Here is a 16,834-nt window from a genome sequence, read left to right as displayed (position 1 = left end):
TAGCTTTTAATTTTTGATCTTAATGAACCTAAAACTGCCAGTTGCTTCCATTGTTTGCCCTGGTTTAAGTTCCCTAGCTATCAGGGGAGCAGAATGTATACATCCATGATCTTGCTCCCAATTATTGAAAAAAAATGCTGGCTGCCCATCTACAATTGTTTCAATTTTCCAGCTCTTGTCGATTGATTCCAGCCAGACACTTTTTCCGCTTAAGATCGTGTTGGCATTTACGTTCCAGTTGGCAATCCACGGGCTCTCAGCTAATTTGATTCCACCTATAACCGGATAGAATTGCATTGTTCTTCTACCATTACCCGCCGTTTTCTCAATGGAAGACAAAGATATTGTTTGATCAAATTCATCTTTTACCCAAGTGCGTTCCATGCTGATGTCTTTAAACAAGGGGGCTCTATCCATTGTAAGGCAATTAAAAGCAGCCAAATCAAGTAGGGTGATGTTACTTTTATTTGTAAACTTTATATTCCATGTCAACCAGTATTCGTTACTACGCTCGGTTAAATATAAGTTAACACTATAGCCGTATTTAGAATTTTTAACGGCCCTATGCCCTTGATTTTCCTTAATTGTCCAAGGTTTCAGGTCGCCATTAAATAGTCCCTTCTCTAGGTTCTTCCCGGTAAATATTTCAGGTACGGTAAACAGGAAACGTTGTCCAGGCAATTCTTTAAGCACGATAAAAATGGAGATGTTGCTTTTGTCAGCAGGTTCAAAAGCAATTAAATTTTCAGCCTTTTTTTGCGAAAATACGCTTGTGGAAATTATAACTATTGCAAATATGCAAAGTAGCTTTTTAGTTAATGTTGTTTTGTGGGCCATGTTAGATCTAATTTTCTCCAAAATTATATTACCTATAAGTATTGGCATACTGTCCTGTACAGGATGCGAAGATTTTAAATTTAATTATTATTGCTTATCATGTTATTAAAAATGTTTTATGAGACGATATTACGCTATCTTATTAATAATTGCCATCTTAAATGGGCTTCACTCAAGCGCTCAATCTAACAATCTCTTCAAATCTGTAGTAGCGATTCGAATTTTAACAGAAGATAGCAAAAAAATTACACCAGCAATGGTATGTATTACCAACAGTAAACAACAGCAGCCAGTTTTACCACCATTAGGCGAAAATATCGGCAAGCCATCAGACAATGACGTGTTCTTCAAGGGTGTTGAATTTGATAAGAATAAAAATTGGGTCGGGCCAATCCGCATGACAGCTGGTGTTGGCGATAATAAAGACAGGAGCGTGCTTTATGGGGTTCAGCCCTCGATTCCTTACTGGAAAGCGCCAGTGATGTATCAGACTTCTGGTGATTTTACCATTGAATTGCCAGTGGGTATTTGGAAAATCAGTATACAGCATGGGAACGAATATATCCCAATAGAGCAAGATTTCACGATTAAGGCAGGCGAAACCAAGTTAGCCAAGTCATTTACCCTGAGGCGCTGGATTGATTTACCTAGTTTAGGATGGTATTCTGGTGATGTACATGTCCATCATCCAACAAACAAGCCAGGGTTTCGTGATTATTTATTATCTTATGCAAAATCAGAAGACCTTCATTTAGTTAATATACTGGAAATGGGGCATCACCAAACTGGAGTAGATGCCATGGGGCATGAACACTCCGGAACTGACTTTAAACAGGCGGGATTTGGTGAAAAGTTTAGGGTAAATGATGGAAACTATTGGTTAGTTTCAGGTCAGGAAGATCCCAGGAGCAGGTTCGGACATATCATAGGGCTAAATATAGACCAGATAGTAAGGGATACTACCGTTTATGATTACTATGACCTTGTTTTTAAAAACCTAAAGATGCAACCCGGGGCGGTAGTGGGCTTTGCTCACTTTGCCTGGAATGTTTCTTGGAATGTTCAGAACAAGACAACTGGCTTCCCTTGGTTCATTACATCCAATCAAATAGATTTCGTCGAGTTACTTCAGTTCCTTAAGTTAAATACGCTAGACTATTATGAATACCTCAATCTAGGGTTTCGCATTACCGCTGCTGCTGGCAGCGATTTCCCTTGGGCAAGCACCATTGGCGAAGTGCGAACAATGGTTTATACGGGGAAAAAGTTCACTCCAGATGCTTGGTTTGAGGGTCTAAAGGCTGGAAACACATTTGTTACCAATGGCCCTGCATTGTTCTTAACTGCGGATGGAAAGATGCCGGGCAGCGAAATTAAGAAATTGAAGGGATCTACGCTAAAGCTTTCGTTAAAAGGATTGTCAAATCCGAAGATTGGGACCATCAGTAGGATCGCCATCTACTCTAACGAAGGGTTGGTTGCAGAGCTTGGCAATAAGGAAATAAGGGATTCCATTGAGTTGCAGGTTTCGCATACAATCAAGCGTAGTCAGTGGATTGCCGCGGTGGTTAACTGTGAGAACGGTGCCGTGGCCCATACTAGCCCAGTATATGTGGTCGTAGATGGCAAGCCCACTTATGATTTGAAGAGGGCGCCAGAAATAATAGCAAGGCAGATTGCAAGTATCGAAGAGCTATTGCGGGAAGAAAGATCAAAGAAGGAATTAGATCAGGGGATTATCGAAAGGCTATCAACATCCATTTCGTTTTACAACATGCTTTTACAACAAATAAAAAAAGAAGGATGAGTCATAACGGACCGGGATGCCACAACTTAACAATGCTCTAAATTAGATACCATATTACCAAAACCAAATATCATGAACAAAATTTACCACTTATTAAATGGGCACTTGAAACTATTGGTTTTCATGTGCTTATTGTCCACAATCAATGTTGCCGTTTATGCGCAGCAGAAAACGATCAGTGGGGTCGTGATAGACTCCGCTGATACCCGACCCCTCGTTGGAGTTTCAATTACCATTCAGGGAACTAAAAACGTAACGCAGACTGATGGAGATGGAAAGTTTAGGTTAAATGCTTTGGCAAGTGATAATCTAGTCTTCCAATATCTTGGTTTCGTGACCAAGGTCATAAATATTGGCAATCAAAGCGAATTCAGGGTTGTCCTAAATTCAGCCAGCCAGAAATTAGGCGAGGTTGTAGTGGTTGCGTTTGGTACACAGAAAAAAGTGAGTGTCACGGGCGCAATCAATTCAATCCAGACCAAGGAAATAAAGCAAAGTCCTGCCGCAAATTTAGCAGTAACACTTGCTGGACGATTACCAGGGTTAACATCCATACAGAAAAGTGGGGAACCTGGGAGGGATCTGACCAATCTATACATCAGGGGGCAGGGTACTGTTAATGCGCAGAGCCCAGTTGTTTTGGTAGATGGAATAGAACGTGACCTAACTTATATCGACCCAAACGAAGTTGAATCCGTGACAATATTAAAGGATGCATCTTCTACTGCGATATTTGGCGTGCGAGGTGCAAATGGGGTGATTTTGGTAACCACAAAGAGGGGCACGTCCGAAAAACCTTCTATTAACTTTACGACCGAAACTGGGCTTCAAGATTTCACCAGAAAACTTCAGCCTGTTAACTCGTATGAATTTGCCACGCTTCGAAACCTTGCCCAGCAGAATGATGGCCTAGGCCCAGCATTTTCGCCAGCAGCTTTAGAGCACTATAGAACGGGAGATGATCCAGTAAGATACCCAAATACCAACTGGCGAGAATTGTTGATGAAAGACTATTCATCACAATCACGCTATAACCTGAACGTATCTGGAGCAAGTAAGTCAATGAAGTACTTTATCAATGCAGGTTACCTTAGTCAGGGTGGACAGTTCAATACGGAAAAAGGGCTTAACTATGACCCAAGTTTTGCATTAGATCGCTATAATTTCAGATCCAATATTGATGTTCAGCTAAATAGCAGCCTTAAGGCATTCTTAAATGTTGCGGGATATTTAGAGAAACAAAATATGCCTGGGGGCGTATTGAGAACATTTGGAGATAGGAATTCGCAACTGGCGGGAGAGTCAACGGCAGATTTTATCTTCACTTTTATGAACGATATGAATAGTACTGACCCAGGACCCTTAACTCCAGATGGTCAGGTCATCACTAATCCTATTGTACCCCATCCAGCTTATGGACAGATTAATAGGGCTGGTTATACACAACAGACTAGGAATAACATTTTGGCTTCCTATGGGATGGAGCAAACCTTGGATTTCATAACCAAAGGGTTGTCTACCAAGGTAATTGTATCTTTTGATGCCAGGTCGACCAATAACCTTTTTGCCACAAAAAGTTATCAAAAATTTGTCCAGGTGATAGACCCAAATACTGCAGAGGTATCATATAGGAAGTTTAATGCCGACGAAAATACACCCTTGGATATATCAGGCTCTGCCTTTTTTACCACGCTAAGCAATATTCAGGGTTATTTGAATTACAATAGGTTGTTTGGCAAGCATGCCGTGTCAGGCTTAGTGCTGTACCAACAACAAAAAAACATTGTGGACTCACAACTTCCATTTAATCTAAGAGGTGCTGCAACCCGTTTAACCTATGCTTATGACTCAAGATATCTCTTTGAGTTTAATGCAGGTTATAATGGCTCTGAGCAATTTGTAAAAGGCAAGAGGTTTGGGTTTTTTCCTGCCTTGTCTGCAGGTTGGGTAATTTCAAATGAATCATTCTTAAAGGATAATAAAACAATCAGTTTACTTAAACTTCGTGGCTCATATGGTGAAGTTGGTAATGATAGGATTGGCGGAAGCCGCTTTTTGTACCTAGATGATATTATCGTAGCACCTGGTGGTGGCTATTCTAATAGTCTAGGTTTCGGAAATACCATTGTAACCAATAGGCTTCGAAATGAGAACCTGACATGGGAAGTCGCAAAGAAGGCGAATGTTGGTCTAGAGATTGGCTTATTTAATGCCCTCAACTTAACTGTTGACGTATTCACGGAGAAAAGGGACAATATTTTACGAAGAAGAGGAACCATTCCTACATTAAATGGATTACCAATTAGTGCGTTACCTCCCGTAAACATAGGCGTGGTTCAAAATCGAGGTTTTGAAGCTGAACTTAACTACAAGAAGGTGTTTAACAAGGACTTTTCTATCCTAACAAGGGCGAATCTTTCCTTTGCGAGAAACAAGCAATTATTTGCTGATGAACCGCTGCTACCTGCCAGTTTTGCATATCGATATAGGCAAACAGGCTATAGAATCGGACAACCGTTCGGTTATATTGTAGATAGGTATTTCACAAGTATACAAGACATTGCAAATTCTCCGGTTCAAAGTGTTGGCGGCCACGAGTCTCGTCCTGGGGATTTAAAGTTTAAGGACTTAAACAATGATGGGGTGATAGATGATAAGGATCATGGGCCTATAGGGTATTCAAATGTGCCTGAATATCAATTTGGAGGGGCAATCAGCATTAATTACAAGAATTTTGATTTGAGTGCACTTGTACAAGGCGTAAGTAATATTTACAATCTTTATGCTGGCGCCGGAACTTTTGAGGGTACGAATTACTATAGTCAACATTTAGAAAGCTGGACAGCCGAAAGGTTCGCAAGTGGAGCTCCTATCAATTATCCAAGGCTGACTACCCAAACGTCTCCTAACCAAAATTACAACTCTTTCTTTGTGATTGATGCCAGTTATGTGCGATTAAAGAATGTTGAGTTAGGCTACACCCTACCGACGAACTGGGCAGGAAAGGTGGGCGCAAAAAACATCAGGTTATATTTTAACGGACTGAACCTATACACTTGGGATAAGTTGCCAACCAAGAACTTTGATCCTGAGCTAACTTTATCTGGACGTGGGCAATTCACCTATCCGATCACTAGGGTATATAATCTAGGCGTTAATGTTACATTTTAAAATTTAATAATTATGAAAAAGATATTGTTTTTAACTTTCGCCGCCTTATTAATGGTGGTGAGTTGTAAGAAGGATCCATTGGATCAAACACCAGATGGAAAAATAACCCTTGAAGAGGTTTTTACGGATAAGGATAGAACAGAGGCATACTTAAGCACCGCATATAGCCGCATCCCAGATTATTTTTGGAAATATAGTTTCTTCGCCTTTCTTGCTGGAATTACTGATGAAGCCAAGGACTCAGACGTAGGTAACAATGCGGGTAACATTGCCTCGTTTTGGAACACGGGTTCACTAAGTTTATCAACCAACCCACTTGAAGCTTATGGTGGTCAAGGTAAAGGAATCAGCAGGTATGTTACCTATTGGTCAGGCATAAGGGACTGTAACGTTTTCTTAGCGAATATCCCAAAGGCATCGGTAGCTAACGAGGATTATAGAAAAAGATTTACTGCAGAAGCTAAAGTGCTGCGCTCATTTTATTACCTAGAACTCATCAAACAATTTGGTGGAATGCCGATTGTTGACAAGCCTTTTGAAGTTACCTTTGATTATGCATCGTTGAAAAGGCCTACTTTCCAGGAATGCGTGAACTTTATTGTAAAAAATTGTGATGAAGCTATTGCAGAGCCTCAGTTTCCACTTAGGATAACCTTAGAGACCGAGCGTGGGAGGTTCACAAAAGCTGTTGCATACGCAATTAAATCTCAGGCACTGCTTTACAATGCAAGCCCATTATGGAATCCAACCAATGATGTGGCAAAATGGACGGCATCAGCAAATGCTTCAAAAGAGGCAATTGCTGCGTTAGCTGCTACTGGACAATTTGCGCTTCATCCTAATTATGGGAATTATTTCTTGAACCAGTCAGATTTGAGCCCATCACCGGGTGACAAAGAGACTATTTTCGAAATTAATGAAGCGTCTAACGGTACTTTTTCAGTTATTAACAGTATTCCAAGTAAGCCAGGGATGTTCAAGGCTGGTTCATGTCCATCACAGGAACTTGTTGATGCTTACGATATGCAAATCAATCCGATTGCTGGTGGTGTTGCGGGGGAACCAGCAATTTTGGGTTATTCCGATGCGGACCACTTACAGCCAATTATCAATAATTCTGGTCCTGGACCGGCTTCTGGTTATGCAAGGGCTAGGCCTTATGTGGGAAGAGATCCAAGGTTTTATGCAACAGTTTGGTTCAATGGGGCGCAGTATGATAATATCAATGGCGCCATCCATACTATTGAAACTTTTCAGGGCGGAGCAGACCAATTGATTAAAAATCCACCAAACAGGGCTAATACCCATACTGGATATTATTTAAGAAAATTTATAGATCCTAGGATTCAGTCTAACCAGCCGCATAATTCAAGATGGAAAAAATATCGCCTAGCGGAGATTTACCTGAACTTGGCAGAAGCCGAGAATGAGGCAAATGGTCCTACCGCTGCTGCTTATGCCGCAGTTAACGTGGTGAGAAATCGTTCACAAATGCCTAATCTTCCTGTAGGATTAGATAAAGATCAGTTCAGGGTAAGGGTGCGCAGGGAGCGAAGAGTAGAGTTTGCCATGGAAGAACACCGTTTCTGGGATGTGAGGAGATGGAAAATATTGGACCAGACAGATAAGGTGGTTACGGGAATGGAAATTATTAAGGATCCTATTACAGGTGCATTTACCTACAATCGTTTTGTGACTGAGAGACGTAATGCTTGGACCGATAAATACTTGATTTTCCCAATACCATTGGGTGAGGCTTCTATTATTCCAGATTTTGACCTCCATCAGAATCCAGGCTGGTAGCTTAGTTTGATAGCTCAATCTATTCACTTTAGTTAAATCCACATTGTATGAAAAGCTATTTCGCTTTTAGGGTTGTAGCCATTTTAATGGTTATCCTCACGTTTGGAAACAAAGAGGTCAGCGCTGTTTTGCCATCTGATATTTGGCCGCAATCTGGACAGACCACGCAATGGACCACAAACTCCAATAACGAACTGTGTTTCGATGGTAGTCAGCCAGGTTTTGGTCTGGCTACTGTTGCAACCACATTTGGTGGTTTGCTGTCAAATGACTATGCTGGATTGACTTTGAAGTTTGATGCCATAATTTCATCTGGTGGAGAAAATACCACTGTGGTGCTGAGTTCCAACGGGATATGGGGAGCGAAGGGAATCGTTATCGAATTAAGTAAGTGGCAGGTGCAATGTGCCACCAATTATGTCTATCCAGCTACAGTTCTAAGCTCAAATGCATCCTATTATCAAAGTACGGTGATTAAGCCTGGGCTTTATAACTCTTTCATCATTCAGGTGAATGCAACCGGCGTAATTTCCATTACGGTAAATGGATATTTTTGTCCAACAACTTATTCTGCTGGTTTAAGTGTTCTTCAGGCAACTACACCAGTCCCCCGTTTCGCTTATTTCAGCACAGGTTTCACCGGTTTTAAACTTAAGAACCTAAAGGCTGAAAAATCGTCGATTGCCAAGCAATATTTCACGACCTATGTACCACTTGCGGGAACTTATTATATCGATGCAGTTAGTGGGAGTGATCTCAATAGTGGATTGTCGGAACTTCAGGCATGGCGAACTTTTGATAATGTAAACAAGACCGTTCAAAATGCCGGTACCAAGGTGCTTCTTAAAAAGGGATGTACCTGGAATCAACGTCTAGAAATTAGAGGTGCGGGAACAATAGCTAACTGGATTGAGGTAGGTAGCTATGGGACAAGTGTGAACAAACCAAAAATTTCGCTGACAAATAACGTAAATGATATCGGCTTACTGATTTGCGACCTGGATAAGACCTCCGGAACTACCAGGTCGCAATCCATCAGCTACATTAAGGTCCAGAACCTCGAAATAGCCAATACTCGGCTTGGAATATATTATCGAAGCGTAACCGGCACAACCAACACTGGGTTTTTGGTCAATAACGTTACTTTCACCAATATTAATTGCGATCCGGTCATGAGCGCAATCAATTCTGCTCCCAATAAGGATGTAGAGATCGGTGTACAACTTGCAAACATCAAGGGGAATCTCGAAACTGTTTCTGGTAGTTCTGATGGTGGGGTACGTGAATATATTTTTCCTGCGGGCATATTTGTGGGTGGACAGACCTTAGGCGGACAGACCATATCTGGGAGTCACACAACCGTACTTGCCGAATTTGAGGTTTCCAATTGCCAGTTCAATGAAGCCATAGCTGGTGTCATGTCAGTGTTTTATTGGCCAGTTATCAATACCGATGGCGCTAACATCTGGCAACAACTGGTAAACAAGGTTAAGCTCACCAATTTAACTTCTACAGGAATCGTTAATGGTGTTATTGGGTTCGATTGTGTAAATGGTGGCGCGGTGGCGGATGCCAATGGCGTGATGCAGCCTGATGCCAGTGGTTGGGGAGCATTCAAGAATGTCAACGTAACGATGGGCTCTGCCGTTTCAGGCAGGACCTGGCCAAATGGAACTACTGGGGTCATCCTTTCAAACAGTAAGAACATTGTTTTGGATAACTGTGAATTTTCAGAGCTCCTTAATCAAAATAATCCGGATGGTTGCGGCTTTGACTTTGAGACAAATAATGATAATGTGACCATACAGAACACCAGGTTCTTGAACAATGATGGACATTCTATCCTTTTAATGAACGGTGGGGCCTTTGGTGGGAATTCGAACATCATCATCCAGAAAAACCTCTTTGCAAAGAACGTCAAAAATAGTACCTCTACCACGGAGTTTCTTTTTTCGCAGGATTCTGACGGGCACTCCAATGTTAAGGTGAGGAACAATCAGGTGTTCATGCGAAAGAAAAATAAGAACAATATCAACATCACGTTTTTGCCAACCAGGGCCTATATCACAGCCACAAGTAATGATCTGTATTATTTAGACGATACCTATGCGAACCTGACGGTTATTTTCCTGGGTCTACCATATACCTACATGGCACTGGCCAGCTCGGTAGCTGCACCCCAGGTTTCCAGCCTGCTTTTAAAAAATGGTGACTTGGTTACCACTAACAGGACAATTCCAGTAAAAAATGACTACTCATTGGTTCATGGCACACCGGCGAGTTATATGGTAAGCGAAAGTTCAAGCTTTACGGGTGCTGCATGGACCGCCTATTCTCCTAACTTTAATTATCTGTTATCTGCAGGTAATGGCGGAAAGATCGTCTATTTTAAAATCAAGAATGTAGCTGGAACTTCTCCGGTATATTCATCAGCAATCACCTTAAACGAATCTGGTTCTGGGCTAATGGCGATGTCAAGTCCAGTTAAACTTGATGCTTCACAAACTATTAATGGGAATCAGCTGAAATGGGAAGCGTCGAAAGATAATAATGGCAATTTTATTGTTCATAGGTCTGCTGACGGCATTTATTTTAAGGAGTTAAGTAGAATTAGGATAAATAGTGAAGCTATGAAATACCAATATTTTGATCCGAATCCAGTTGTTGGCCATAATTATTATAGGCTAACTCTTGATAACTCCAGTGGCCAACCTACATTATTAGATCAAAAGGATATACAGATTGAACTTCCAGTAGTGATCTATCCTAATCCTGTGCTAAACCAACGGTTCAATATTAATTTCAATAAGATATTCGACCGCGACATTGTTATTTCCGTGCTTGATTTTACTGGAAGGGAATTGCAGCGAACGGTAATCCCATACCGAAAAGAGGCCTTTATTAGCGAAATAGAACTTAGTAGAAAAATTACGCCTGGATTATACGTAATCAGCTTCAGTTCGAACCAGTTCAAGCACTTGACCAGGTTACTGGTCAAATAATAGCCCTAAGAAACTTTTAAATTTCAACTTTAACAATTCAAAAAACAATAAAACATGAATTTCCTCAAAAAAATAACCATTATACTACTGTTCTTAGGTATTCAGTATGATACTTATGGGCAAAAACCCAAGCAAAGAATGCACCTTAATACAACTGATGATGCAAGGGTAGCAATAGCCTTAACGATAGATGAATTACCTGGTCAAATATTTACTTTTACCATGCCTGAGGTTTTTACCTTACAGGGTTTTGAAGGTGGGCCAGGAGGTTTAGGTAATTTTAACGGACAGTTATGGAAATTTAATAACGACGGAGCAATTGCTTCCCTGTCTGATAAAAATTATAACTATACCCTTAACCTCAGTTTGGTTGAAACGAAACACAAGTACTCCTTAAAATGGAAATTAGTGTTCAAGAACAACTCTGACCATGCCTTAGCAGATCTTGCAGCATTTAATTGCGTCAGCATGAAGCTAGCTCCCTTGTTCAAGGACGACAACTTGGACAGGACATGGGTAACTGATCAGAAAGGAAAGAAAAAACTGATCAAGAACGTGGCAAAGACACAGGGAGAAGGCAGAAGAACGATGCAATTCTATCCTGCCTTGGGCGGAATCAAGGATTTGTCCAAATCGCAATGGATTCAGCAATGGGATGTTAATTCTAAGGAGATGCTGACAGGGAAAAAGATCTACATCAAGTCCAATGACTCGAATTGGGTCCTGAGCAATGAGGTTGATGGACAGGTAGCATATTTCTTCAATAACTTCGAAAAAACACATGGTTGCGTCCATGCCTCACCATTAATTGCTGCGGTTCTTGCTCCTGGAAAAACTGGTGTAGCAAGTGGAAGTATCAACATTATTAAACAACAAAATTAAATATAACAACAGATGATGAGAATACGATATTTGCTATGCCTGCTCGGTTTATTATTTTTCGCTTATGAAGTTTCTGGACAGGTTACCTTTGCCCAAAGCGCTATCGCTATGGAAACTGCCGATGCTCAAGGCAGAGTTGCGATAGCCATAACCCTGGCTGAAATGCCAGGCCAAAAGTTTGTGCTAGAAATACCAGAATTATTTACCAGTAAGATTGGCAAGGGCGAACACTTCAATTACAGCAAACAATTTTGGAATTATCGCCAAGATGGCGCCGACATGAAACTCAGCGATGAAAAATATACATATGAAATCCATCTTGATAAGGTGATATCAAAAAATGCAATTGGATTAAAGTGGAAGATTACATTCAAGAATAATAGTGAAGAAACCTTGGAGGATTTAATTTCATTTAATTGCTGGACCATGAACTCCGCACCGCTATTTAAAGATGTGTCGATGAAAAGAACCTATGTGCTTGATAGCGCAGGTAATAAGATTACACTGGCTACTGTTCGCAAGACACAGGGCTCGGGAAGAAGAAATATGCAATATTATCCGGTAGCCAAGAGCAAAGTGAACCTTTCTGAGAGTCCTTGGATTAGGAATTGGAATGTAATCTCTACCCAAGGTCTTACCGGCAAGTGCATCTCGATTATTTCAACAGACTCTAAATGGCTTTTCGAAAACAAGGTAGATGGCAAGGTTGCCTTTTTCTTCAATAATTTCGAGGATGACCATGGCTGTGTCCATGCCTCACCTCTTCTTGCAAAAAAACTCTTACCAGGTAAGACAGGAAGTGCAAGCGGGATATTTAAGTTTACGAAGATAAAAAACAAATAGTTTACGATGAACTCAACCATATCAAAAGACCAAATCTATTTCTACCAAGATAACGGGTACGTTGTTATAGAAGACTTTTTAAATGCTGATGAACTGGAAAGATGGCGTAGTGCTTTAACAGTCGCCGTAAAGGAAAGAAATGGTCAAAAGATGCCAGGACAAGCGATTAAGATGGGTGAAGACGATGGGATTAATAAAGACGTTGAATACTTTAACAGCGTTTTTGACCAGTTGTTGAACCTATGGCAAACCAATGATCAAATCAAAGACCTTATGCTAGACAAGTCTATTGGTAAGATGGCAGCTGAACTAGCTGGTGTTGATGGTATTAGGATTTGGCATGATCAAGCATTAATCAAAAGGCCTTGGGCTAATCCCACCGCGTGGCATTTGGATACACCTTTTTGGTCGTTTTCGGATAGAAATGCCATCTCGATTTGGGTAGCGCTTGATGACGCAACTTTAGAAAATGGTTGTCTGTTCTTTATCCCAGGTTCTCATCAGGCAACAGGTTTTCGGAACGTAGAACTCGGTAGGAATATGGCTGGAATTTTTGAGATGTACCCTGAATTTAAACAATCTCGATCTGTAGCTGCACCCATGAAAGCTGGCAGTTGCTCATTTCATAATGGGCTCACCATCCATGGGGCGCACGCGAACATGACACCAGGTTTTAGACGAGCAATGACTTGTGCCTATATGCCAGACGGGAATGTTTTTAATGGGGTGAGGAATATACTTCCAGAAAGTTACCTCAACACGATTATGGTTGGGGATGTGTTGAACAATGAAGAACAGAATCCTTTGATTTATTCCAAATAGTGTGATGACCTACGGTGTATTTTATTAGTTTTTTAATTATCCAAGCATGAAATATCAGATCATTGTTAACAAGGCCTCGAGCATTGCAAAATACGTGCAAATCGCGGAGGTTATCAAGAAGGACATCGAGGCGGGAAGATTGGAGAACGGCTCGAAATTACCCTCGATCAATGAATTCAGTAGAAGCCATATCGTGGCAAGAGATACCGTTGAAAAGGCCTATAATAGTTTAAAACGAACGGGCTATATCAAAGGCGTTCCTGGCAAGGGTAATTTTGTGGCCAAGGTCTATCAGTCGCAGAAAACGTTGAAAATCTTGATTATCCTTAACAAACTAAGTTCGTTCAAAAAGGAGGTTTATGAAGCGTTTTTGGAGACGATGGGGGGGCGGGCAAAAGTTGACATGCAAATCCATCATTATAACGTGAGCTTCTTTAAGGATATAATTCATGAAACTGAGGGCGAATACCATTATTACGTCGTTATGCCCCACTTCTCAGCGGGTACTTCAGAACAAAGTTATCTTGAAGTGTTGAATTCTATCCAAAATGCTGGGCTAATAGTGCTGGATAAAAAGGTGGAATTGGCAAATGAGGTCGTTAACGTATATCAGGATTTTGAAAGGGATATCTTTGAAGCGCTTAGTGTTGAAAAAGAAATCCTCGAGAAGTACAGTGGCATTACCTTAATCTTCAATAAATTGACAAATCATCCCGAAGAGATAATTGAAGGGGTGAGGTCGTTTTGTGAAATGCAAGAGAAGGAGTTCAACGTTATTGAAGATGCGGATAAGGTAATCCTGAAAAAAGGTACTGCCTACATTACACTAACAGATGATGAACTTGCTATGGCGCTCAAAAAGATCAAGGGGACGAAACATAAATTGGGGAGAGATATCGGTATACTTTCATTTAACGAAACAGTGCTGAAAGAATTACTGGGTATTACAGTGGTGAGTACTGATTTTTCTGCAATGGGCCGTATTGCTGCAGAAATGATCTTGGGGAAAAGTGTTCAAAGTATTAGAAACGAATTTCGTTTTATCAAGAGAAATTCTTTGTAGTGTAATGGGAATAAATGGCGACATAATCAGTCGGCTGATTCTTTTAAACCTGATTCATTGATCGAATGAAAAAGGCCTTCAGCGGTTCGTAAACTCGGCTAGATGATGAGGTGTAGCTAACTTACTTTGATGTTAGTCCTTTTAATCATCTTACCTTGGCAAGCCGTATTGGTAAATTGGAGGTTATTCCAAAAGTGGCCGCATCTTTTTTGAATTAGTTAAATTTTTGGAAATAAACAGAGCCACTTACATTAGCTATACAAGCACGTGCTAGCGAACATTGTTATCAATTTCTTATTGATAAATTAGCTGAAATTCCATAGAGTGAATGTTTTTGCGCAGAAAAATCTTTGAGAATTCGAACATTATCTACAGTTTATCTTATAAGCAATTGCAACTAATTACAAGTTTAGAAATAAGTGAGTCATTCAATGAGTTTTCGGGTTTTACTACTTGTAAAACATTGATATAAAGTTATTTATTGCGTGGGAGGTGTTCCTCGGAATCAATTAACTATCTTTCAAATGAATAACCATGAAATCATTTACCGCACTAATAACAATTGTCCGTGTTAATTTACCTCTTGCCTGAATTGCAAAAGAGCAGCAATAGAACCCGTAATAGGACATTTAAAAACAGAACACAGATTGGGAAGAAACTTTTATAAAGGGATTATTGGTGATAATATCAATATTATGCTTGCTGCAGCTGCATTTAATTTTAAGAGGATGATGAATAAATGGAAAACAGCGTTTTATGTGCTTTTTCAAAATATGATCATCCAATGCAAAAATTGGATTTTTAATAGGATGATCAGATTCGAATTGGGTTTTTAAGGTTCGACTATTTAATTATGCCAATCGATTATCAAAACTGAAGACATTTTAGATTCCCGGTCATCGTTAAAAGTGCATTTACTAATTTATTAAAACCTGGCTTTCAGAGGTGCTCAAGGACACTTTTGAAACGGAAGATAAATTTACTGTCCATAATCCTGATCAAGCTTATTTGCTTAACGTTGGATTTGTTTTTTTGCTATTCAGGTGGATATATGCATAAGGTACAGTCGCCTTTGAAAAGGCTTGATAAAAGTAGTTTCGAGTTTGTTAGCTATTTGTAGATCTGATGCCTGCGGTTTGGAGATTGCTGCCAAACTTATAAAACACTGTATAACAAGATGCTAGGAAACAATGTCAATGAGCTTTGGTTGCAAACTACATGTCTACGCCACAGTACATAAATTTCATTAAAGACTCTGATTCGACGATAAGCTGCGCCAAGCAAATGTATTGAGCTGCAAAAAAATTAATTCATTCGAATAGACCGACCAGATGTATTACCGGTAAAACTTGTATCTAAGAATTCGGCCGTATATGATAAATCCGATAATTTAATAGCTAGGTACTTTGGAGAATTGAGGTAGATAATAGCAATTTAAGACTTATGGATTGTCTTTACTGAAACTTATGCCGAAAAGATATCATCGAAGGTGGCGATCCATCATACCCTTGACATTAACCAATCACTAAAATCTTTGATATCATCGAATAACATATCTGGAAGTAATTTTTTTAAGGTTTGAAACTCTGCTGTTTCAGCCCACGCTGCTGCAACTACTGCAACGCCTGCTTTCTTACTGGCGGAGATATCGCTCGGTGCATCACCTACGTATATAACTTCATTTTTATCTATATCCTTGAATAGATCCAAAATGCTTTGAATGCCCTCCGCTTTGCTTGGCCCAGAAGCTATTCCAGTCTCGATTGCTTCAAAATACTGAGTAATACCAAATTGTTCCAATGAGATCTCAGTGCTGTGCTTTCCTTTTCCAGTTACCATCGCAATTCTCACTGATTTATTTTTCAGAGCAATCAAGAGGTCTTCAATGCCGTCAAACGGAACAGGACACATTATATGTAGCTCTTTGTAGAATTCTAAATAACTGGAAACACCCTTTTCAAAATGTTCCGGTACCAGTGCCATAATCGTTCCTTCTTCGGATGGGCCAAAAGTGGCAATAATATCTTCGTCTGAAAGGGTTTGATTGATCAGGGGCTCGATAGATTTTCTAAATGCAGTGATGCATAATGGTAGAGTATTGTTCAATGTACCATCGAGGTCAAAAATTACGGCTTTAATATTATTCATTTCTATTATTGGTCTAGTCAGATTTAGGACTGTTTTTCTAATTACCTTGCAGGGGCTAACGAATGCCACAGAGTTTTCAGGGATGGAGCGGGTAACAACGCTCCCTGCCCCGATAACAGAGTTTTTGCTAATGATTACCCCAGGTGAAATAATCACACAACCACCGATCCACACATTGTCCCCTATTTTGACAGGAAGCGCATAAGTGGGGAAATAAGGAATTTCATCTGTTTCTTTCCAGTCTTCAACCAGCCTTTCAGAAGTTTCTACGGGATGCGTAGCTGTATAATTCTGTAGATTGGAGGCAATCATTACGTTGTTACCGATTTGAATTTTGTTGCAATCAACGAATGGAATTGCAATAGTATACTAGAGGTTTTTTTATTGTCAGATTATTTTTTTTGAGAAGCATTACTTTAGATTCCGCTAAAATGGATATTAAGCTGCTTTTTCATT

At 40.2% G+C, this 16,834-nt stretch carries 10 protein-coding genes and 1 pseudogene; 9 read left to right on the top strand and 2 right to left on the bottom strand.

Features of this window, described 5'->3' with window-relative positions; genetic code table 11:
• Positions 1–6 precede the first annotated feature (6 nt).
• Complete coding sequence (locus ACFOUY_RS14175; protein ID WP_378961491.1) at positions 7–837, bottom strand: hypothetical protein; 831 nt, start codon at positions 835–837, stop codon at positions 7–9.
• 118 nt (positions 838–955) lie between these two features.
• Between ACFOUY_RS14175 and ACFOUY_RS14170 the strand changes: the two genes are divergently transcribed.
• From ACFOUY_RS14170 to ACFOUY_RS21660, 9 genes and pseudogenes are all read left to right on the top strand, one after another.
• Positions 956–2,644, top strand: a complete 1,689-nt coding sequence (locus tag ACFOUY_RS14170) for a CehA/McbA family metallohydrolase (protein ID WP_378961490.1) — start codon at positions 956–958, stop codon at positions 2,642–2,644.
• 72 nt (positions 2,645–2,716) lie between these two features.
• On the top strand, positions 2,717–5,815 hold the full coding sequence (locus ACFOUY_RS14165) for a SusC/RagA family TonB-linked outer membrane protein (protein ID WP_378961489.1): 3,099 nt from the start codon (positions 2,717–2,719) through the stop codon (positions 5,813–5,815).
• Between the two features lie 12 nt (positions 5,816–5,827).
• Positions 5,828–7,618, top strand: a complete 1,791-nt coding sequence (locus ACFOUY_RS14160) for a RagB/SusD family nutrient uptake outer membrane protein (protein ID WP_378961488.1) — start codon at positions 5,828–5,830, stop codon at positions 7,616–7,618.
• Positions 7,619–8,088: 470 nt separating this feature from the next.
• On the top strand, positions 8,089–10,620 hold the full coding sequence (locus ACFOUY_RS14155) for a right-handed parallel beta-helix repeat-containing protein (protein ID WP_378961487.1): 2,532 nt from the start codon (positions 8,089–8,091) through the stop codon (positions 10,618–10,620).
• Positions 10,621–10,674: 54 nt separating this feature from the next.
• Entirely contained in the window at positions 10,675–11,502 is an 828-nt protein-coding gene (locus ACFOUY_RS14150; RefSeq protein WP_378961486.1) for a hypothetical protein, read from the top strand.
• Positions 11,503–11,514: 12 nt separating this feature from the next.
• Positions 11,515–12,345, top strand: a complete 831-nt coding sequence (locus ACFOUY_RS14145; protein ID WP_378961485.1) for a hypothetical protein — start codon at positions 11,515–11,517, stop codon at positions 12,343–12,345.
• A gap of 6 nt (positions 12,346–12,351) precedes the next feature.
• Complete coding sequence (locus ACFOUY_RS14140; protein WP_378961484.1) at positions 12,352–13,167, top strand: phytanoyl-CoA dioxygenase family protein; 816 nt, start codon at positions 12,352–12,354, stop codon at positions 13,165–13,167.
• 46 nt (positions 13,168–13,213) lie between these two features.
• Positions 13,214–14,230 (top strand): GntR family transcriptional regulator, encoded by a 1,017-nt coding sequence (locus ACFOUY_RS14135; protein WP_378961483.1) that lies wholly within the window; start codon positions 13,214–13,216, stop codon positions 14,228–14,230.
• A gap of 587 nt (positions 14,231–14,817) precedes the next feature.
• Positions 14,818–15,066 (top strand): annotated as a pseudogene (locus ACFOUY_RS21660) (transposase); the annotation flags it as partial.
• A 664-nt stretch (positions 15,067–15,730) separates the two neighbouring features.
• Here the strand turns inward: ACFOUY_RS21660 and ACFOUY_RS14125 are convergent.
• Positions 15,731–16,690, bottom strand: a complete 960-nt coding sequence (locus ACFOUY_RS14125; RefSeq protein ID WP_378961481.1) for an HAD-IA family hydrolase — start codon at positions 16,688–16,690, stop codon at positions 15,731–15,733.
• Positions 16,691–16,834 lie beyond the last annotated feature (144 nt).

The sequence above is a fragment of the Pedobacter jamesrossensis genome (assembly GCF_042650905.1).
Taxonomy (GTDB): Bacteria; Bacteroidota; Bacteroidia; order Sphingobacteriales; family Sphingobacteriaceae; genus Pedobacter; species Pedobacter jamesrossensis.
The sequence above is the reverse complement of the archived record's forward strand: the minus strand, read 5'-3'. Positions and strand labels throughout refer to the sequence as shown.